Source organism: Aeromonas sp. ASNIH5 (assembly GCF_002902865.1).
Lineage (GTDB): Bacteria > Pseudomonadota > Gammaproteobacteria > Enterobacterales > Aeromonadaceae > Aeromonas > Aeromonas caviae.
Window position 1 is genome coordinate 1,894,465 of sequence record NZ_CP026122.1, and the last position, 20,682, is coordinate 1,915,146.

The window sequence follows — 20,682 nt, forward strand, 5'->3', positions numbered from 1 at the left end:
TCGGGATATTGCGCGATCCACCCGGATCGCCAACGTAAAAAAGGGCCATGGCGACATGGCCCTTTTTTGTTATTCTTGCGCCCCGCTCACTCGTCGGAGGCCACAGTGAACCGTTTCGCACTCGCTCGTCGGGAAGCAGCCTTCTGCCTGCTGCTGACCCTGCTCTACTTTGTCGCCTGGTATGGCTCGGCTTATTTCATCCCCGAGGATCTCGAGCTGTGGGACCTGCCTCTCTGGTTCCTGCTCAGCTGCATCCTGATGCCCTTGCTGTTCATCGGCCTCTGCGCCCTCATGGTGGATCGCCTGTTCGTCGATATTCCCCTGGATAGCGAGGTACCACCCCATGAATCTTGAGCTGATGCTGCCGCTCTGCATCTACCTGGTGCTGGTACTGGGGGTCGGTTTCTGGGCCAGCCGCCACCGGACCGGCGGCAACTTCATGCAGGAGTACTTCATCGGCAACCGCAGCATGGGGGGGTTGGTGCTCGCCATGACCCTGGTGGCCACTTATACCTCTGCATCGTCCTTCATCGGCGGACCGGGGGCCTCCTACAAGGTAGGCCTCGGCTGGGTATTGCTGGCGATGATCCAGCTGCCCACCGTCTGGCTCACCCTGGGGGTGCTTGGCAAGAAGTTCGCCATCATCGCCCGCCGGGTCAACGCGGTGACCATCAACGACATGCTGTGGGCCCGCTACCAGAGCAGGGCAGTGGTCGTGCTGGGCTCGGTCACCATCATCCTCGCCTTCATCGCCACCATGGTGGTGCAGTTCATCGGCGGCGCCCGCCTGCTGGAAACGGCGACCGGCCTCAGCTATCAGCAGGGGCTCTTCCTGTTTGCCAGTTGCGTGCTGCTCTACACGGTGATAGGCGGCTTTCGCGCCGTGGTGATGACGGATGCCCTGCAGGGCATCGTCATGCTCATCGGCACTGGCGCCCTGCTGGCGGGCATCCTCATCGCCGGTGACGGGTTGCCGAATCTTGTCCACCAGCTCAAGGAGATAGATCCCAAGCTGGTGAGCCCCCAGGGGGCCGGCGACATGCTGACCCAGCCCTTCATGCTGAGCTTCTGGGTGCTGGTCTGCATCGGGGTGGTGGGCTTGCCCCACTCGGCGCTGCGCTGCTTTGGCTACCGGGACAGCAAGGCGCTGCACCGGGGCATCCTCATCGGCACCATCGTCTGCGCCCTGCTGATGTTCGGCATGCACCTGGCCGGGGCACTGGGCCGCGCCATCCTGCCCGGCATGGACAGCCCGGACAAGATCATGCCCTCCCTGATGATGGAGGTGCTCCCCCCCTGGCTGGCCGGGGTCTTCCTGGCCGCCCCCATGGCGGCCATCATGTCCACCATCGACTCCCAGCTAATCCAGGCCTCCGCCACCCTGGTGAAAGATCTCTACCTCAATTACCTCAACCCCAGGCAGGAGAAGCTGGAGGTCCGGGTGCCGCGCCTCTCCCTGCTCTGCACCCTGATCCTGGGTACCCTGGTGCTGCTGGCGGCGCTCCAGCCCCCCGAGATGATCATCTGGCTCAACCTGCTCGCCTTCGGCGGCCTGCAGGCGGTCTTCCTCTGGCCCCTGGTGCTCGGCCTCTACTGGTCCAGGGCCAACGGCCCGGGAGCCCTGGCCAGCATGGTCTGCGGCATCCTCTGTTACGGCACCTTGAGCCAGTGGGGGATCAAGGTGGCCGGTCTGCACGCCATCGTCCCGAGCCTGGCCCTTGGCCTGGCGGCCTTTGTCCTGGTCAGCCTGCTCACTCCTGCCCCGGATCAGCGTGTCCGTCGATTGTTTGATCAAAATTAAGAAAAGGATCAATAAAGGAAGGCTCGCCTATTCCCAAATGGGGGCTCACGGGTAAAATGTGCGCCACGTCACAAATACCGTGCCCCCATGCCAGTCCAGAACGCCAGAAAGATCCTGACCCAGTCCTTGCAGCGCCTCGGCTATGCCCTGTTGCTGCCCGTCTCCATCCTGCCCCTGGCCGCCCTGCTCCACCGGCTCGGCCAACCGGACGTGCTGGATCTCGCCGTGCTCTCCCTCGCCGGTCGCGCCCTCTTCAGCCAGATGCCGCTCATCTATGCGGTGGCCATCACCTTCGGGTTGAGTCGCCAGGGGCAAGGAGCCCAGGCGCTCGCCGGTGCGGTCAACTTTCTGCTGCTGAGCTCGGCGCTGGGCACCCTGGTGCCCGGGCTGCATGCGGACATGATCTGCGGCCTGCTGGCCGGGCTCGTCACCGCCATGGTCTGCTCCCGGGCCCGCTCTCTGCGGCTGCCGGGCTGGTTGCGCCCCCTGCAGGAAGATCTGCCGGGCATGTTGCTCTCGGCGCTGGCCTGCCTGCTGCTGGTGATCCCCCTCTCCATCCTCTGGCCGCTGCTGGAACAGGGGCTCACCCTGCTCGCCTCCGATCTGCTCACCACGCCATTTGGCGCCTTCTGCTACGGCGTGCTGAACCGGCTGCTGATCCCCCTCGGTCTGCACCAGGTGCTGGGCAGCCTCATCGGGCTCGGGGAGAGCAACCTGCAAGCCCTCTCGACCGCCCAGCCACTGCATGAAGGCTATGTGGCCGGGCTCTATCCGGTCATCATGTTCGGCCTGCCCGGTGCCTGTTTTGCCATCTGGATCCATCGCCAGCGGATGCAGCAGCTGCCCCAGGGGGGGCTGCTGCTCACCCTGGCGCTCACCTCGGCACTGGTGGGCATCACGGAGCCCATCGAGTTCCTGTTTGCCTTCACCGCACCCTGGCTGTTTCTGGCCCATGCCCTGCTGACCGGGCTGTCGCTGGCCATCTGCAGCGGGCTCGACATCCAGGTGGGCAGCTACTTTTCTGCCGGATTGCTGGATCTGGTGCTGAGCTACCACGCCGGTCTGCACAGCTTCTGGCTTATCCCCCTGGGCATCCTCTTCTTCGTCGTCTATGCCCTGCTCTTCTCCCGGCTGCTGGAACACGCTCCCCTCAGTCTGCCGGGCAAGCCCATCGCCGAGGATCTCTCCCGGCTCGCGACCGTGGCCCCCACCGATCCCCAGATGCTGGCTATCCAGTACCTCAAGATGCTGGGGGGCATGGACAACCTGCAGGCCATGAGCGTCTGCCTGACCCGCCTCAGCCTGCGGGTTCGCGACATGGCGCTGGTGGATCAATCCTGCCTGGCCAGACTGGGTTGCCTCTCCTGGATCGTGCTCAACGAACATCAGCTGGTGCTGGTGCTCGGCCCCCATGCCGGCCTCATCGAAGGGCAGATCCGCATGCTGGCGGAACGCCAGTCGGTCCCGCTCGGTCTCGAACCGGCTCAGGCTCCCCTTGGCCAGCACCAGTGATCAGGCGAAGGGAAGACGTTCGGCCACGAAGTCCATCAGGCTGCGAAGGGCGGGGGCCAGGTGTTCCCGGCTCGGGTAGATGAGATAGAAGGGGTTCACCGGAACCAGGAGATCCGGCAGCACCTTGAGCAGTCGCCCCGCCGCCAGATCGTCGCCGCAGACATGGGCCGGCAGCAGGGCAATCCCCCCGTCATGGAGTGCCAGCTCCCGCAGCGCCAACAGGCTGTTGCTCTGGCAGGCCCCGCGAGGGCGCCAGCCCCCCTCCTGCAATGGCCACACCGGCAAGGAGCCATGTACCAGGCAGGCGTGTCCGGCCAGCTCCGAGAGTTGGAGCGGCGTCCCGTTGGCCGCCAGGTAACCGGGAGATGCCACCAGATGGCGCGCCACCTGGCCGATGCGCCGGCAGATGAGGCTGGAATCTTTCAGCGGCGCCGCCCGCAGCGCCAGATCGTAACCTTCCCCCACCAGATCCAGCTGTTCATCGCAAAGGGTCAGCTCCAGCACCACCTCGGGGTAGAGGGCGCGAAATTCGGCCAGTATCCGACCAAGCAGCAAGGTTCCCGTGGCTTCGGGAGCAGTGATCCGCACCCGCCCTCCAGGAGCCGCGCGCAACCGCGCCATCGCCAGATTGGCGCTGCGCGCCAGTGCCAGCAGCTCCTGACAATGGGCCACATAGACCTCCCCCTGGGGCGTCAGGCTGAGCCTGCGGGTGGTGCGTTGCAGCAACCTCACCCCGAGCCGGGATTCGAGGCGCGAGATCTTCTGGCTCACCGAGGACTTGGGCATGCCGAGCACCTCGGCCGCCCCGGTGAAGCTCCCCTGCTCCACCACGGTGGCGAACAGCCCCATCAACTCCAGTTCGACATTGTTCATATATTCAAACAGTCTTTACCAATTACCCATCTTAATCTTGATAATCATCCAGACTAGAGTGAGTGGCAATCCCGAACACTGCTATTTGAAAGGAAAAGCCATGAAAGCCATCGCCCTGACTCACTATCTGCCAAGCAACCACCCCCACTGCTTCATCGAGAGCGATCTGCCCGATCCGACACCGGGCCCGCGGGATCTGCTGGTACGGGTCAACGCCACCTCCATCAATCCGGTCGACACCAAGGTACGCGCCCCCAAGGACAAGGTCGAAAGCAGCCCCCGCGTGCTGGGCTGGGACGCCGTGGGCGAGGTGATCGCCGTCGGTAGCGACGTCACCCTGTTCAAGGCCGGTGACAGGGTCTGGTATGCCGGCGACATCAGCCGCCCGGGCAGCAACAGCGCCCTGCAACTGGTGGACGAGCGCATTGCCGCCATCGCCCCAGTCACCCTGACCGATCTGGAAGCCGCCGCCCTGCCGCTCACCGCCATCACCGCCTGGGAAACCCTGTTCGAGCGCATGAGCCTTACCCGCGAAAGCACCGGGCGACTGCTGATCATCGGGGGCGCCGGCGGGGTCGGTTCCATCGCCATCCAGCTGGCCCGCCAGCTTACCGGCATGGAGGTGATCGCCACCGCATCGCGCCCCGAAACACGGGAGTGGTGCCTGGACATGGGGGCCCACCAGGTGGTGAGCCATCACCATCTGCAGGCGGAGCTCAAGGCTCTCGGCATCAGCGAGATGGATGCCATCTTCTGCACCAACGCCACCGAGCAGCACTGGAACACCATGGCCAGCCTCATCCGTCCGTTTGGTCACATCTGCACCATCGCCGAGTCCAGTGAACCCTGGGATCTGGGTCTGCTCAAACCCAAGAGCGTCACCTTCAGCCAGGAGTTCATGTTTACCCGCTCCCTGTTCCAGACCCCGGACATGATAGAGCAGCACAACCTGCTCGGCCGGGTCGCGGCCCTGATCGATGAAGGGGTGCTCAAGACCACCCTCAGCAAGGTGGTGCCCGAACTGACCCCCCTCACCCTGGCCCGGGCTCATGCCGAGCTGGAAGCGGGTCGCATGGTGGGCAAGCTGGTGATCGACATGAGCGGCTTCCATCGCTGAGGCACAGCCCAAGCGGGCCTTACCGTCCAGCCTATTCCCTTGTAGGTAAATAAATGCACCATCATGGGGTGAAATCACCAGTGACAAGCCCCAAGAGTGCACAGCCCCGCAGGTGACCTTTGTCCCTGACGGGGCATCTCCCCCGAAAAAACCATAAAAAAGAGGCCATCCCGTCGGGATGGCCCTAAAAACCTGAACGTTGGGGTAACAATCACACACATATCCTTATGCAGGACATCTGTAACTTTGCAGATAGCGTGCCAATCTCTGCTTTTCCCTCCCAATTAACCGCTTTTCAGCGCACCGGCATAAAAAAAGCCACCCGAAGGTGGCTGAAAAAAGATGACGGAACTTCATAGAGCAAAGCATTCAGCGGGAACAAGTTGCTTCCCGTCACCCATGAAGGAATACATTAACCGTGCCAACTTGGCAGAGTTACCTCCCTTCCCCATGAGGCCATGGTCAAACCACGACAGCACGGGCCCATGATGATAGAATCCCGCGGTTTCACATTTATGAAGAGCCGACGCCATGCCCTGGATACAAATTCGAATCAACGCCACTGCCAAGACCGCAGACAAGGTGAGCAACATGCTGCTGGGGCGTGGGGCCCAGGCGGTGACCTTTATGGATGCCAAGGATGTGCCCGTCTATGAGCCCATGCCCGGTGAAACCCCGCTCTGGGGCGAGACCGAAGTGATGGGGCTGTTCGACGCCGAAACCGATCCGGCTCCCACCATCGCCTTCTTCCAGCAGATCTTCGGTGAAGACGTGGGCTACAAGGTCGAGCAACTGGAAGACAAGGACTGGGTGCGCGAATGGATGGATCACTTCCACCCCATGCAGTTCGGCGAGCGGCTCTGGATCTGCCCGAGCTGGCGCGACGTGCCGAACCCCGATGCGGTCAACGTCATGTTGGATCCGGGTCTGGCCTTCGGTACCGGTACCCACCCCACCACGGCACTCTGCCTGCAGTGGCTGGACGGGCTGGACCTGGCCGGTAAAACCGTGGTGGACTTTGGCTGCGGCTCCGGCATCCTCGGCATCGCCGCCCTGAAACTGGGTGCCGCCCGCGTTATCGGTATCGACATCGACCCGCAGGCGATTCAGGCCAGCCGCGACAACGCCGCGCGCAACGGCGTCGCCGACCAGATTGAACTCTACCTGCCAGCGGATCAGCCGCAAGACGTCGAAGCGGACGTGGTGGTGGCCAACATCCTGGCCGGCCCGCTGCGGGAGCTGGCGCCGCTTATCGCCGGCCACGGCAAAGCGGGCAGCCTGATGGCTCTCTCCGGCGTGCTGGAAAGTCAGGCCCCGGAGCTGGAAACCATCTACGGCCAGTGGTTCGAGATGGACCCGACTGCGGTGAAAGAAGAGTGGTGCCGCCTCTCCGGCCGCAAACTCGGCTGATAAACAACAAGCCACGGCAGTTGCCAACCCATCGGCCGCACACTCGGCTGATAAACAACAAACCACGGTGGCTGCCAACCCATCGGCCGTAAACTCGGCTGATAAGCAACAAGCCACGGCAGTTGCCAACCCATCGGCCGCACACTCGGCTGATAAGCAACAAGCCACGGTGGCTGCCAACCCATCGGCCGCAAACTCGGCTGATAAACAACAAGCCACGGCAGTTGCCAACCCATCGGCCGCACACTCGGCTGACAAGCAACAGGCCACAGCGGCAACACTTAGGTCGCTGAACGACAAGGGCACCCCAGGGTGCCCTTGTCGTTTCCGGACGCCGTTCTCCTTCTGCCCACTCTGGGGAGAGCCTCACGCTTCTCCGCTCTCCGATGGCTTATCCTCTCTTCCTCCACCCCATCGAGGCCCAGCCATGACCGAATACGAGAAGATGATCGCCAGCCAGCCTTACAACTGCATAGCGCCAGAGCTGGAGCTGTTGCGCCGGGAGACGGCTCGCCGCTACCGCCGCTTCAATCGTAGCGACGAGGAGGATGAACAGCTGGCGCTGCTGCTGCAGATCGTCGGCGAGCTGGCACAGGGTGCCTTCATCTGCCCACCCTTCTACTGCACCTATGGCCGCCACATCCACCTTGGCAAGGGTAGCTACATCAACATGGGGGCCACCCTGCTGGACAATGCCCCCATTCACATCGGTGCCGAGGTGATGATAGGGCCGAACGTGCAGATCTACACCGCCGCCCATGCGCTGGACGCCGATGAGCGCATTCAGGGGGTTGAGACGGCGCTGCCGGTCACCATCGAAGACAGGGTCTGGATAGGCGGCGGCGCCATTCTGCTGCCCGGCGTCACCATAGGGCGGGAAGCCGTCGTGGGTGCGGGCTCGGTCGTGACCAGAGATGTACCGGCCGGTGCCAGGGTGGCAGGCAACCCGGCACGGCTGCTGCCAGTCAAAGGTTGAGCGGAAGGCCCGAAGCTCGCTCAGGCGCTTTCCAGCAAGCGGTCGATACAGTGCACCACCTGCATGCTGGCGTTTTCCATGGTCTTGAGCTGCTCGACCATCCCTTTGATATCCCCCTGCTCGCGCGCGTGCAGGGCGGCCTTGCCGCTCTCGTGGACCCGCTTGTGGGGCCCGTCCAGTTCACGAAAGCCCGGCTTGTGGGCGAAGAGCTCTGCGCCCTGCCCCTCGAAATACCATTTACCCAGCCTGCACTGAGCGTGGTCGCTCACCGGCTCGTGAAAATGCTGCTGATCGATGAGCCGATAGATGGTGTTCTTCCAGACGGCGTGATCCAGCTTGGTGGTATTGAGGAAGGAGGTGGAGGCCGCACTGTGGATCACCTGCTGCATCCGGCCTGATTGTGCCAGCACCTGGGTCACCACCACATCGATCTGGGAGGAGGAGGTCGCCACCTCGGCGGCACTGGCCTGGTTGTCATCGATGATGGACTTGATCTCCTGCGCCTGGGCCACTATCTGTCTGACCAGCACCTCGATCTGGCTGCTGGCTTCATGAGCCTTGCTCGCCAGCTGACGCACCTCATCGGCGACCACGGCGAATCCTCGACCAGCTTCACCGGCCCTGGCCGCCTCGATGGCCGCATTGAGTGCCAGCAGGTTGGTCTGATCCGAAATGCCCTGGATGGCGGTCACGAACTGGTTGATGGCGGATGTACTGGCATCGAGCTGATGGACGGCTGCGAGGCTGCGAGCCGCCTCATCCGTGATGGCATGGGCGCGATCGGAGAGACGGGTGATGGCGCCCCGGGTTTGGGCAAAGAGCTGATCCAGCTCGCAGAGTGCTCCCTTTTCCGCCATCAGGTGCTCGGCACTGCCAGCCAGCGCTTCCCGCACGCTCTGCAGCATCTCACCTCCCTGGTTCTGGCAGGAGATCACCTGATTGAAGAGATCGCCACGTTCCCGGCTAGTGCGCTGCATGTGCTCGTATTCACCGATGGTGGCACGCAATTCGGCCAGCTCGCTCTGGTGCTGCTGCTCTTTGAGAAGCATCGCCTCCCTGAGCTGTTGATTCTCTTTTTCAAGCTTGCGGTTGAACCACATATGGCCTCCGGATGGCAAAGGTGCGGACAGTCGATGTCAAAGGGAAGCCTCTGACTCTCTTGTCTCTTCCGATGCTGGCGGATCCCGGGCCGGATTTCACCTGCAAATGCAGGATATTTGACCCTGATCCTGATTCCAATCGAGGCCACACCAATGACTGTGCAAAAGATCGCCACAAAGAGGCCGGGTGAGGTAGAGAAGAGGCAAAGGAGAAAGAACGCTGACGTGCCAGCCCTACAAAAAATGAAGCCCAATGTCATCAAGACGTTGGGCTCTAAAAAGGTGCTACGGAATTGCGACTCTCATCGCAGAAAATTAGAAGGGGTCACCTTCTAAACTGGCAGTGGGATAATAACGTGGCGCAAACGTTTTACATAGCGTAATAAACCAGGAGTGAGAAGAATCTCTCACAATTCAAAAAATGTCCGGCCAACCCCCTTCTCCCCTCTTGGCAAGTGCGCATTTATCAGTACAGCCTGACGGCTTTGTCAGAAAACAAAAAAGCCCTGAATAATCAGGGCTTTTGGCATTCTGTGCTTCAGAAGCTGCGCACGAAGTCCTGGATGGGCAACTCGCGCAGCTTGCGGGCCTCCAGCATGGGGGTGCCAAGGTAGAGGAAGCCCACCAGTTGATCCTCCGGTGCCAGCCCCAGTGCACCATGGATCTGCTCGTCGAAGATGAACCAGCCGGAACGCCAGATGCCGTTGAAGCCCTGGGCCTGGGCCGCCATCTGCATCGCCATCAGGGCGCAACCGGCAGAGAGCTCCTGCTCCAGTTTCGGTACCTTGGGGTGCGCCTGATAACGGGTCGCCACCGCGATCACCAGGGGAGCACGCAGTGGCGCGGCGCGGCACTTCTCGACACAGTCCGCATCCTCGCCACGGGCATGGGCGGCATCGGCCAGCAATGTCCCCAGGCGCTCACGCCCCTCCCCTTCAAACAGGATGAACTGCCAGGGGGTCAGAGTGCCGTGATCCGGCGCCCGCAGCCCGGCCTTGAGGATATTGTCGAGCACTTCGCCACTCGGGGCAGGCTCGGCCAGACGACCACAGGAGTGGCGATTGAGTAACAGATGGAGGGCATCCATGGGGCAGTTCCTTGTCAAAGGCGATGATGGCGCTACCTTAGCACAGCACTGGATGAAGAAAACCCCTGGGGTTCAGGGGTTTGTCAGGATACGAAAGGGTCGGGAGGCTAGATGACGGCAGCCAGCTCCGCCCCTTGCCGGATGGCGCGTTTGGCATCCAGCTCGGCGGCCACGTCGGCCCCGCCGATGATGTGCACCGGCTTGCCAGCAGCCTGCAGACCAGCCTGCAACTCCTTGAGGGGTTCCTGTCCGGCACAGATGATCACCTGATCCACCGGCAGGCACTGCTGTTGGTCGCCCACCTGGATGTGAAGCCCGGCATCGTCGATACGCAGGTACTGGACGCCGGAGAGCATCTGCACCTTGCGATTCTTGAGCACGGTGCGATGGATCCAGCCGGTGGTCTTGCCAAGGCCGTCGCCCACCTTGCTCTCCTTGCGCTGGAGCAACCAGATCTGGCGCTCGGGGGCATCGATTTCGGGGGTAGTCAGGCCGCCGCGCTCACCCAGTTGCTTGTCGATACCCCACTCCTTGAGCCAGTGATCGCGATGGCTTTCAGCATCCGGCGAGCCTCTCTTCTCCACCAGGTATTCGGCCACATCGAAGCCGATACCGCCGGCGCCGATGACCGCCACCTTCTCGCCCACCGGCTTGTGATCACGCAATACATCGAGGTAGCTCAACACCTTGGGGTGCTCGATACCCGGGATGTTGGGAGTGCGCGGGCGGATGCCGGTGGCGAGGATCACCTCGTCAAAACCGCCGCCCAAGAGGCTCTCGGCACTCTGGCGCTGGCCCAGATAGAGCTCGACGCCGCACTTCTCCAGCCGTTTGGCGAAGTAGCGCAGGGTCTCGTGAAACTCCTCCTTGCCCGGGATCTGCTTGGCAAAGTTGAACTGGCCGCCGATTTCGCTCGCCTGATCGAACAGGCTTACCTGATGGCCCCGCTCGGCGGCGTAGCAGGCAAACGCCAGCCCGGCAGGACCTGCGCCCACCACCGCCAGCTTCTTGGGCTGGGGCACCCGGCCAAACGTCAACTCGGTCTCAAAGCAGGCGCGGGGATTGACCAGGCAGGAGGCACGCTTTTGCTTGAACACGTGGTCGAGGCAGGCCTGGTTGCAGGCGATGCAGGTGTTGATCTCGTCCGCCCTGTCTTCAGCCGCCTTGATGACGAATTCGGGGTCTGCCAGGAAGGGGCGCGCCATGGAGACCATGTCCGCTTCGCCGCCCGCCAGGATGCGCTCCGCCACCTCGGGGGTGTTGATGCGGTTGGTGGTGATGAGGGGCACCTTGAGGTGCTTTTTCAGCTCGGCGGTCACCCAGCTGAAGGCACCGCGCGGCACGCTGGTGGCGATGGTGGGAATGCGCGCCTCGTGCCAGCCGATACCGGTGTTGATGAGGGTCACCCCCACCTGCTCCAGTGCCCGGCCAAGTGCGATCACTTCCTCAAGGGAGGAGCCCTGCTCCACCAGATCCAGCATGGAGAGGCGGAAGATGATGATGAAATCCGTGCCCACCCGCTCACGGATGGCGCGGACAATCTCCACCGGGAAGCGCATGCGGTTTTCGCTGCTGCCGCCCCAGCCATCGGTGCGCTTGTTGGTGCGTTCGCAAATGAACTGGTTGATGAGATAGCCTTCAGAGCCCATCACCTCGACCCCGTCATAACCGGCCGCCTTGGCCAACGCCGCAGTGGCGGCGAAGTCGCGAATGGTGCCGCGGATCTGCCGCTCGCTCATGGCCCGCGGCTTGAACGGGGAGATGGGAGCCTTGAGGGCGCTCGGCGCCAGGCTGAACGGATGGTAGGCGTAGCGGCCCGCATGAAGGATCTGCAGCGCTATCTTGCCCCCTTCCCGGTGCACTGCCTCGGTCACCTTGCGGTGTTTGGCTACCTGCCAGGGAAAGCTCAGCTGGGAGCCGTGGGGCACCAGCCGCCCCCGCAAATTGGGGGCGATACCGCCGGTCACGATGAGACCGACCCCGCCACGGGCCCGCTCACCATAGAAGGCGGCCAGCTTGTCAAAGCCCCCCTTTTCCTCCTCGAGGCCGGTGTGCATGGACCCCATCAGTACGCGGTTGCGCAACTGGGTAAAACCCAGATCGAGGGGGGTCAGCAGCGTGGGATAACGGCTCATGATGCACTCCTTGTCGAGGTCGATGTGCACGGGGTCATGCTCCAGCCTTCCTGGCTGCCTCGGGTGACGGGCAGTAAAAAGAAGCGGTGGGTGGAGGTGGGGCCGGCTCATCGGGCCTTTCAGTTAATTTTTTGTTATCAAACTGGAACTAGAGTAAAGAATCGAAAACTCTTTTTCAAACAAATGTTTGGACATTTTTTCAGCGAACAGCCGTGTTCCGAAGTGGCGGGGAGGCAGTCGACTCAAGGGGAAATGGCAATTGGCTGCGCAACTGGTTAATAATGGCTGCTCTCAACCCATTAACAGGGCGACAACGCAGCTATGTCTATTTTCAAAGGTCTGGGATGGCTCTTTCGCAGCCTCTGGCGCCTGCTCAACTTTACCCGCTTGATGCTGGTCAACCTGCTGTTTCTTCTCGTCGTGCTGGTCATTGTCTTCAGCGTCAGCCAGAGCGAGACCCCAAGCACTCCCATCGAGGGGGCGCTCACCCTCAATCTCTCCGGTGTGCTGGTAGAACAGCGCACCCAGACCGATCCCACGGTGCAACTGCTCAGGCAAATGGACAAGGGGGACGAGCAGCCAAGCGAAATCGTCCTCTCCGATCTGCTGTGGGCCATCAAGAGCGCGGGGAATGACGATCGCATCAAGGCGCTGGTGATCAAACCCCAGGGTCTGCAAGGGGCCAGCCTCTCCAAACTGCAGGAGGTGACGGCCGCCATCGACGCCTTCAAGGAGAGCGGCAAGCCGGTCATCGCCATGGCGGACTACTACAGCCAGGGGGCCTATCTGCTCGCCGCCCACGCCGACCACGTGCTGCTCAACCAGAGTGGTGCCGTGCTGATCGAGGGGCTGGGTGTCTACCAGACCTATTTCAAGTCGGCGCTGGAGAAGCTCAATATCACCCCGCACGTCTTCAAGGTCGGCACCTACAAGTCCTTCGTCGAGCCCTACACCCGGGACGAGATGTCCCCCGAGAGCAAGGAGGCGAACCAGCGCTGGCTGGATCAGCTATGGCAATCCTATGTGGCCGACGTGGCGGAGCAGCGGGAGATCGAGCCGGATGCCGTCGCACCGAACAAGGATCACTTCCTCGAACTGCTGCGCAAGGCCGGCGGCAATGCGGCCAGTTACGCCCTCGACAACGGTCTGGTGGATCAGCTCGCCACCCGCGACGAAATGACCCAGGCGGTGATCAAGGAAGTGGGCGAGGCCGATGATCACGGCTGGAAGGGCGTGGGCCTGAAAGAGTATCTGGCCGCCATCCCGGAACAGTACCCCCAGAGCGGCAAGGATGAGGTAGGCCTCATCACTGCCAGCGGCGCCATCATGGATGGCGTCCAGCCTGCCGGCACCATCGGCGGCGACAGCCTTGCCGATCTGCTGGCCGAGGCCCGCCGTGACGATCAGGTGAAAGCCGTTGTGCTGCGAGTGGACAGCCCGGGCGGCAGCGCCTTCGCCGCCGAGCAGATCCGCGCCGAATTGCTGGCCCTGAAACAGGCGGGCAAGCCGGTGGTCATCTCCATGGGCAGCTACGCCGCCTCCGGTGGCTACTGGATCTCCGCCGATGCGGACAAGATCTTCGCCTCCCCCACCACCCTCACCGGCTCCATCGGGGTGTTCGGCATGTTCGCCACCATCGACAAGGCGCTCTCCCAGTACGGGGTACACACCGACGGCGTCGGCACCACCGACTTCGTGGGGGTCGGGCTGACCCGTGCCCTGCCGGATCACGTGGGTGAAGCCATTCAACTGAGCGTGGAAGACACCTATCAGCGCTTTGTCGGCCTGGTGGGCAAGGGCCGGGGCCTTAGCCCGGAAGAGGCGGAAAAAGCCGCCGAAGGCCGGGTCTGGACCGGGCAGGATGCCAAGGCACTGGGGCTGGTGGACGAGTTCGGCAATCTGGATGACGCCCTCAAGGCGGCCGCCGATCTCGCCAACCTCAAAAGTTGGCAGGTCACCCCCATCGCACCGGAAGAGTCGGCCAGGGACAAGTTCCTGCGCGAGCTGTTTGACAGCAGCGCCCAGGCGCTGGCCCCGCACCTGCAAAGCTGGCTGCCCGCCGGGCTTGGCAAGGCGCTGCTGGAGATGAACCGCGGTCTGGACCCGCTGACCCGCTTCAACGATCCCCAGGGCACCTACGCCTTCTGCCCGGTCTGTCTCCCCTGACGCCGGGGACAGCCATAAAAAAACCGCCGACAGGCGGTTTTTTTATGGGGCAAGCGGCCTTGTCAGGTCAGCAAGCCGGACGCTTGCCAGCGGTGCAACTCTGCCAGCACCCGGGTCTCTCGCGCCGTCCACTGGGGACAGGGACCCGCCAGCTGGGTCTTGTTGGTCTGCAGGGCCTCGGCCAAGGGGAACCAGCCCGGCGTGAAGCCGAGGCGGATCTCGTAGGGCTGGGGGCGCGGTGCACTCCAGTCCTCCCCGACCCGGCAGAGGTAATAGGACGATCGGATGCAGTAGGCATCGTAATCCGGCTCGCGCGCGGCACGATACTCCCGGGTCTCTCCCAGCAGAGGGCCCACGGCCACCAGCTCGGCGCCACACTCTTCCCGCAGCTCCCGGGCCAGGGCCGCATCGTGCGCCTCCCCGTGCTCGATGCCGCCACCGGGGAACATGAGATCCCCGTTGACGCGGGAGTGCACCAGCAACAGTCGATCACCACGCATCACCACGGCCCTCACCGTGGCCCGTTCAAGCACCCTGTCCTCGCCGCGGATCTGGCCGTGCACGAGACGGATATCGAAGGGATGGGCCCACTCCCGGACCTCTGTCAGGGTCGAATTCATGGTGTGCGGTAGCTCCCCTGCCTGAGTGCATCGACGATGGTGGCCGCCTGGTCGTCCAGCGTCTCCTGCTCCTCCTTGCCGATGGCATGGTAAATGCCGAGCCGGGTGGCGGAGACCTCGGGGCTCTCCTGGAATGACTCGCTCACCTTGCCCCACAGATAGGCCTGATCAAATCGCTTCTGCCCCATGTAGAGGGTGCTGAGGGCGGTGAGGATCCGGCTGTTGACCTTGTCCCCCTCCCGATAGAGGGAGAGCGCATGGTGCATCAGCCTGATGGCCTTCTCGGGCTCGCTCTTGGCATAAATGCCGCCGAGCGCCAGTTGCAGCTCGGGCTCCTCGAGGCTCGGCGTCCCCTCCTGCGCGAGGAAGCTGGCGCGGGCCTCGGGGCTGGTGTTGTTGGTCCAGTGCCAGAGCAGCAGGTAGGGATCCCGGGAGCCCCGGGTCTGTGCATCCAGTTGCTCCAGTTGACGGCCGGCGGCCAGCATCCCTTCCACTCTGGGGCTCTTCTGCTCCCTGGCCCGCTTGTACTCGATGTTGGTGGAGTGCTCGGCGCATTGCAGATAACGCTCCAGGCCGCGCATCAGATCGTACTTGCGCCTGTCCGTCCCCTCTTCCTGGAGATAGTAACGACCGCGAATGACGTCGCTGCGCTCATAGCGACACCAGCCATCGTCCACCAGGTCCGCGCACAGGGCGGGATATTGGGAGCAAATGTTGTGGATCCTGTCGTCGTCGCAGGCCGTCAACGTCAGGCAACAAGCGAGGGAAAGCAGTAACGGACGCTGTGAGAATAGGGTCATGGTTCACATCTGGTTGATAACAATCGCAACCCGCACCGGCCACCGCCAACTAGCAAACAGGCTACATATCCATTACAATGCGCGCGCCGTATAAGGCCGCGATTGCAGAATAATATAACGAAACCATCAGCCCTACACTGATCTGCCTTCGACGAATTTCAATTTGCCCAGGCAACTTGCTTCAACAACGTGAAATAAAAGGATCTGGTTAATGACCCACGAGCACTACTTGCAGGCGTGGCAGGAGAGCCAGGAGCTCGCCGAAGCCATGCAACCCTTGATAGGTCGCCTCTACCGACAGCAAGGGATAGAGATCACCCTCTACGGACGCCCCCTGCAAAACGCCTCCACCATCGATATCCTCAAGGCCCACCGGGTCGTTCGCCGCCACCAGGGAGCCCCCCTCCCTATCCAACAGAGCTTTCCCCTGCTGCAAGCCATCCTGGCCCTGAACCCGACCGCCGCCGAAGTCGATCTCGGCAAACTGGCCGTGGGCTACTGGCAGGATCACCAGGATGAAGCCGGCATCGAGGACTATCTGCGCGCCAAGCTGGCACCGGCCCTGAACCGCAGTGCCGTGCCCGCCCCTACCGACGTGGTGCTCTACGGCTTCGGTCGCATCGGCCGCCTGCTGGCCCGTCTGCTCATCGAGCGCACCGGCGCCGCCAACTCCCTGCGCCTGCGCGCCATCGTGGTGCGCGGCGGTCGCGACGGGGATCTGGAGAAGCGTGCCAGCCTGCTGCGCCGCGATTCGGTGCACGGCCCCTTCAACGGCTCCATCGAGGTGGATGCAGAACGCAGCGCCATCATCGCCAACGGCACCTTCATCCAGGTGATCTACGCCAACAGCCCGGCCGACATCGACTACACCGCCTACGGCATCGACAATGCGCTGATCGTTGACAACACCGGCGTCTGGCGTGACGAAGTGGGGCTGTCCGAGCACCTCAAGGCCCGCGGCGCCGCCCGGGTGCTGCTGACCGCCCCCGGCAAGGGGGAGATGAAGAACGTGGTGTTCGGGGTCAACCACGAGGTGATAGGCCCGGATGACAAGATAGTCTCCGCCGCCTCTTGCACCACCAACGCCATCACCCCGGTGCTCAAGGTGATGCAGGACAAGTACGGCATCCGCCACGGCCACGTGGAAACGGTCCACTCCTACACCAACGATCAGAACCTCATCGACAACTATCACAAGGGCGAGCGCCGCGGTCGCAGCGCAGCCCTCAACATGGTGATGACCAGCACCGGCGCCGCCAAGGCGGTGGCCAAGGCGCTGCCGGAGCTCAAGGGCAAGTTGACCGGCAACGCCATCCGGGTGCCCACACCCAACGTGTCCCTGGCCATCATCAACCTCTCGCTGGAACAAACCACCGATCGGGAGAGCCTCAATGCCTATCTGCAGCAGATGGCACTGAGCTCGGCCCTGCATCGCCAGATCGACTTCAGTGCCAGCACCGAGCTGGTCTCCTCCGACATGGTGGGCTCCCGTTTTGCGGGCATCGTCGACTCCCAGGCCACCATCGCCGAGGGGGATCACTGCGTGCTCTACGTGTGGTATGACAACGAGTTCGGGTACAGTTGTCAGGTAGTCCGGGTGATGGAGCAGATGGCTGGCGTAGTCCGCCAGGATCTGCCGGTATAGTCCGACAGGATCTGCCCGCCTGACCCCGCGTTCATGGCTCAATTTTCAAGGAGAGGCCGGATGTCGTCTCAACAAGTGACGTTTCAACAAGCGATAGCGCAGATGCCCAAAGAGGTGTACGAGCGGCTCAAGACTGCGGTCGAGCTCGGCAAATGGCCGGATGGCAAGCCCCTCACCGAGGAGCAGAAGGCCACCTCCCTGCAGGCCGTGATGGCCTGGCAGGCGATGCACCTTGAGAACCCCGAGCACATGAACATCGGCCGTGACGGCGAGATCGTGATGAAAAGCAAGAGCGAGCTCAAGCGTCAGTATCGCGATGAGGAAGAGATAGTGCGGGTCGACCTTAGCCACTGAGGCAGGCCGCACGTCACCTATCGCGGTAACGAAACGAAAGAGGGGAGCCATAATGGCTCCCCTCTTTTTTCCTCTCTATGCAGGATGACTCATCCCCTCATCCCCGGCCCTTCTCCCACCAGGGGAGAAGGGAGCTGGCACGCACCTGCGAGCAGTCAGCGGGCCACCTGCCGGCGATCTTCATGGCAAACCTCGCCACCTCGATCTATCCCCTCTACCGCTGGGAGAGGGTTAGGGTGAGAGGGAAAGTCAGGGGGTCAACTCCCCGCGCAGGGACTGCTGCATCAGCTCACGGATGCGCGGCGCCGGCAGATCCTGGCTCAGCAGGAAGTGCAGCTTGGTGAGCGCTGCCTCGGCTGTCATGTCAAAGCCCGAGATGACTCCCGCACGGGAGAGGGCGTTGCCGGTGGCATAGCCCCCCATGTTGACCTTGCCGTGCAGGCACTGGCTCAGGTTGACGATGATGACGCCCCGGGCAGATGCCTCTGAGAGCAGCGCCAGCATGGCCGGGTTCTGGGGCGCATTGCCCACCCCGAAGGAGAGCAGGATCAGCGCACGCACCGGCTGTTGCAGGATGTTCGCTATCACCTCAGCCGATATCCCCGGGTAGAGGGTCACCACCCCGATGGGCTGGGGGGTGATGTCGTGCAGCACCAGGGGGCGATCGCACGGCACGCCCAGCTCACCTGCCTCCAGGGAGATGGCGATACCGGCATTGAGCAGGGGCGGGTAGTTGGGCGAGTCGAAGGCGTGGAAGCCGTCGGCATGCACCTTCTTGCTGCGGTTGCCGCGATAGAGCTGATTGTTGAAGAAGAGCGTCACCTCGTGGATCGGGTAGTTGGCCGCGATGTAGAGGGCGTTGAGCAGGTTCTGCTGACCGTCCGAGCGCAGCTCGGCCAGGGGGATCTGGGAGCCGGTGATGATGACCGGCTTGTGCAGATCTTCGAGCATGAAGGAGAGCGCAGACGCGGTGAACGACATGGTGTCGGTGCCGTGCAGAATGACGAAACCGTCGTACTTGTCGTAGTTGCCCTTGATGTCCTCGGCGATGCGCTGCCAGTCTGCCGGCGTCATGTCGGAAGAGTCGATGAGGGGGGCATATTCGTGGATATGGTAATCGGGCATTTCCGGTCGATGGAACTCGGGCATCCGTGCCAGACAGTCCTCCATGAAGCCCGCCATCGGTACATAACCGTGGTCGGAACGCTGCATCCCTATGGTGCCGCCTGTGTAGGCAATGTAGATGGACTTCTTCACACCCTCTCCTCTCTCTGGACTGGAAACCGGCAAATCAAACAGGGCTCAACCGATACAGCCCCCGTCCTTCAGATGGTGCGGGCGGGCTCAATATCGGTCATCAGCAGACCTCTTGAGGGTCTGTGTCCTCCCGTGGGGGCGGAACCGGGCGAATTATAAAGAGTGCCGCTGCAAATGACAGCCGCAGCAGCATTGTTGCGATCCGGAGCACACTCGGCGAGGCAGTTTTAAATGCCATGTTAACACCATGTTTTAATCATTAATGTGACATATGTGGATGTACTTGGTGTTTTTTGCTAGTATCCGGCGGATTTTTCACAAATCTCATCTGGACGCCCGACGAACACGGGCTCGTGTCGACCCCCTCTTTTGCAGAGGGACGGGGCTGCGGCCCCTCTGTCACTGGCGCGTTCGCCACTCTGTTTCATCCCGGCTGGATCCGTGAGTCTTTCTCGCCAAAGACACAGCCGATCAACATGGGAGCACTGAATGCTACAACTTGATGCCTACGCCACCCTGGTCGCCGCGACCCTGGTGCTGCTGCTTGGCCGCCTGCTGGTCAACAAGATAGGACCCCTGCGCACTTTCAACATCCCCAAACCCGTGGCCGGTGGCCTGGTGGTTGCCCTGGTACTGCTGGTGCTGCGCTCCACCCTGCAGATCGAACTGCAATTTGATACCAGCCTGCAGACGGCCCTGATGCTGACCTTCTTTGCCTCCATCGGCCTCTCCGCCGATCTGGGCAGCCTCAAGCGCGGCGGCAAGGCGGTGGCCACCTTCCTGCTGGTGGTCACCGGCCTGCTGCTGGTGCAGAACAGCCTGGGGGTGGGTCTGGCCACCCTGCTGGGGCTGGATCCCCACATGGGGCTGCTGGCCGGCTCCATCACCCTCTCCGGCGGCCACGGCACCGGGGCGGCCTGGGGCTCCATCTTCACCGAGAAGTACGGCGTGCAATCCGCCGCCGAGCTGGCGATAGCCTGTGCCACCTTCGGCCTGGTGCTGGGGGGCCTCATCGGCGGCCCGGTGGCCCGTTATCTGGTGAAGAAGGTGCAGGTGCCCGGTGAGGAGCACAACCGTGACGGCGCCCCCCAGGGCTTCGAAATGCCGGACATGGAGCGCCCGCTCACCACCTTCAGCCTGATCGAGACCCTGGCACTCATCGCCATCAGCCTGAAAGGGGGCGAAATGCTGGCCCTCTATCTCAAGGGCGGCGTCTTCGAGTTGCCGATCTTCGTCTGCGTGCTCTTTGTCGGCGTGCTGCTGCGCAACCTGCTCACCCTGCTCAACTGGCACGAAGTGAGCGACCGCGAGGTCTCCCTGCTCGGCAACGTCAGTCTGTCGCTCTTCCTCGCCATGGCGCTGATGAGCCTCAGGTTGTGGGAGCTGGCAAGCCTGGCCCTGCCCATCTTCATCCTGCTGGCCGTTCAGACGGTGGCCATGGCGCTCTACGCCATCTTCGTCACCTTCCGGGTCATGGGGCGCAACTATGATGCAGCCGTGCTGGCGGCGGGTCACTGCGGCTTCGGCCTCGGCGCCACCCCCACGGCCATTGCCAACATGCAGGCCATTACCCAGCGCTTCGGCCCCTCCCACCTGGCTTTCCTGGTGGTGCCCATGGTCGGAGCCTTCTTCATCGACATTATCAACGCTGTGGTGATCAAGCTGTTCCTGGCCCTGCCCTTCTTGTGATCCCGGGCGCAGGCCCCGTATGACAGAGCCCACCTTGCGGTGGGCTCTTTGTTTGCTGGCCCCTGGACGCTGCCCCGACCCCCACCAAGGGGCCGACGGCAGGCAACAAAAAGCCCCGCACCAAGGTGCGGGGCTTTTTA

17 protein-coding genes and 1 pseudogene are annotated in these 20,682 nt (G+C 62.7%); 10 read left to right on the forward strand and 8 right to left on the reverse strand.

What is annotated here, in order from left to right; genetic code table 11:
- Positions 1-105: 105 nt before the first annotated feature.
- From C2U30_RS08625 to C2U30_RS08635, 3 genes are all read left to right on the forward strand, one after another.
- Complete coding sequence (locus C2U30_RS08625) at positions 106-354, forward strand: YhdT family protein (protein WP_039040309.1); 249 nt, start codon at positions 106-108, stop codon at positions 352-354.
- Positions 344-1,801: a sodium/pantothenate symporter gene (panF, locus tag C2U30_RS08630; protein ID WP_103243623.1), complete on the forward strand. Its 1,458-nt coding sequence runs from the start codon at positions 344-346 to the stop codon at positions 1,799-1,801. The genes C2U30_RS08625 and panF overlap by 11 nt, the downstream gene beginning before the upstream one ends.
- Positions 1,802-1,888: 87 nt before the next feature.
- Positions 1,889-3,313, forward strand: coding sequence for a PTS transporter subunit EIIC (locus C2U30_RS08635; RefSeq protein ID WP_103243624.1), 1,425 nt, complete (start codon positions 1,889-1,891; stop codon positions 3,311-3,313).
- On the opposite strand, the gene C2U30_RS08640 is transcribed toward C2U30_RS08635, so the two are convergent.
- Complete coding sequence (locus C2U30_RS08640; protein ID WP_042014452.1) at positions 3,314-4,186, reverse strand: LysR family transcriptional regulator; 873 nt, start codon at positions 4,184-4,186, stop codon at positions 3,314-3,316.
- 100 nt (positions 4,187-4,286) lie between these two features.
- On the opposite strand from C2U30_RS08640, the gene C2U30_RS08645 reads away from it, so the two are divergent.
- From C2U30_RS08645 to C2U30_RS08655, 3 genes are all read left to right on the forward strand, one after another.
- Complete coding sequence (locus C2U30_RS08645) at positions 4,287-5,303, forward strand: zinc-binding alcohol dehydrogenase family protein (RefSeq protein WP_103243625.1); 1,017 nt, start codon at positions 4,287-4,289, stop codon at positions 5,301-5,303.
- 531 nt (positions 5,304-5,834) lie between these two features.
- Positions 5,835-6,713: a 50S ribosomal protein L11 methyltransferase gene (prmA, locus tag C2U30_RS08650; protein WP_045525764.1), complete on the forward strand. Its 879-nt coding sequence runs from the start codon at positions 5,835-5,837 to the stop codon at positions 6,711-6,713.
- Positions 6,714-7,140: 427 nt separating this feature from the next.
- The gene (locus C2U30_RS08655; protein ID WP_103243626.1) at positions 7,141-7,689 is read left to right on the forward strand and encodes a sugar O-acetyltransferase; all 549 of its coding nucleotides are present in this window, start codon (positions 7,141-7,143) and stop codon (positions 7,687-7,689) included.
- 20 nt (positions 7,690-7,709) lie between these two features.
- Here the strand turns inward: C2U30_RS08655 and C2U30_RS23165 are convergent, their stop codons facing one another.
- The 4 genes and pseudogenes from C2U30_RS23165 to C2U30_RS08675 all read right to left on the reverse strand — a co-directional run bounded on the left by C2U30_RS23165 (position 7,710) and on the right by C2U30_RS08675 (position 12,011).
- Complete coding sequence (locus C2U30_RS23165; RefSeq protein WP_233721123.1) at positions 7,710-8,078, reverse strand: CZB domain-containing protein; 369 nt, start codon at positions 8,076-8,078, stop codon at positions 7,710-7,712.
- Between the two features lie 24 nt (positions 8,079-8,102).
- Positions 8,103-8,789, reverse strand: a pseudogene (locus tag C2U30_RS23170) (methyl-accepting chemotaxis protein); the annotation flags it as partial.
- A 538-nt stretch (positions 8,790-9,327) separates the two neighbouring features.
- A complete protein-coding gene (locus C2U30_RS08670; RefSeq protein ID WP_103243629.1) occupies positions 9,328-9,876 on the reverse strand; it encodes an NAD(P)H nitroreductase in 549 nt (182 codons plus the stop codon).
- Positions 9,877-9,983: 107 nt separating this feature from the next.
- A complete protein-coding gene (locus C2U30_RS08675) occupies positions 9,984-12,011 on the reverse strand; it encodes an NADPH-dependent 2,4-dienoyl-CoA reductase (protein WP_103244671.1) in 2,028 nt (675 codons plus the stop codon).
- 321 nt (positions 12,012-12,332) lie between these two features.
- On the opposite strand from C2U30_RS08675, the gene sppA reads away from it, so the two are divergent.
- Positions 12,333-14,177, forward strand: a complete 1,845-nt coding sequence (sppA, locus tag C2U30_RS08680; RefSeq protein ID WP_103243630.1) for a signal peptide peptidase SppA — start codon at positions 12,333-12,335, stop codon at positions 14,175-14,177.
- A 62-nt stretch (positions 14,178-14,239) separates the two neighbouring features.
- Here sppA and C2U30_RS08685 read toward each other — a convergent pair whose 3' ends face one another.
- Together C2U30_RS08685 and C2U30_RS08690 are read right to left on the reverse strand one after the other, a co-directional pair.
- Positions 14,240-14,797, reverse strand: a complete 558-nt coding sequence (locus C2U30_RS08685) for an NUDIX domain-containing protein (RefSeq protein ID WP_103243631.1) — start codon at positions 14,795-14,797, stop codon at positions 14,240-14,242.
- Positions 14,794-15,597 carry a DUF2989 domain-containing protein gene (locus tag C2U30_RS08690; protein WP_042865069.1) on the reverse strand — a complete coding sequence of 268 codons (804 nt, stop codon included), beginning with the start codon at positions 15,595-15,597 and terminating at the stop codon, positions 14,794-14,796. Before C2U30_RS08690 ends, C2U30_RS08685 begins: the two co-directional genes overlap by 4 nt.
- Positions 15,598-15,808: 211 nt before the next feature.
- Here C2U30_RS08690 and C2U30_RS08695 point away from each other — a divergent pair, with 211 nt between their 5' ends.
- The gene (locus C2U30_RS08695; protein ID WP_103243632.1) at positions 15,809-17,242 is read left to right on the forward strand and encodes a glyceraldehyde-3-phosphate dehydrogenase; all 1,434 of its coding nucleotides are present in this window, start codon (positions 15,809-15,811) and stop codon (positions 17,240-17,242) included.
- Between the two features lie 60 nt (positions 17,243-17,302).
- Positions 17,303-17,596: a YeaC family protein gene (locus tag C2U30_RS08700; protein ID WP_010675423.1), complete on the forward strand. Its 294-nt coding sequence runs from the start codon at positions 17,303-17,305 to the stop codon at positions 17,594-17,596.
- 249 nt (positions 17,597-17,845) lie between these two features.
- Here the strand turns inward: C2U30_RS08700 and ansA are convergent, their stop codons facing one another.
- The gene (ansA, locus tag C2U30_RS08705; RefSeq protein WP_010675424.1) at positions 17,846-18,853 is read right to left on the reverse strand and encodes an asparaginase; all 1,008 of its coding nucleotides are present in this window, start codon (positions 18,851-18,853) and stop codon (positions 17,846-17,848) included.
- A gap of 489 nt (positions 18,854-19,342) precedes the next feature.
- Here ansA and gltS point away from each other — a divergent pair, with 489 nt between their 5' ends.
- The gene (gene gltS / locus C2U30_RS08710) at positions 19,343-20,542 is read left to right on the forward strand and encodes a sodium/glutamate symporter (protein ID WP_041212483.1); all 1,200 of its coding nucleotides are present in this window, start codon (positions 19,343-19,345) and stop codon (positions 20,540-20,542) included.
- Positions 20,543-20,682: the final 140 nt, after the last annotated feature.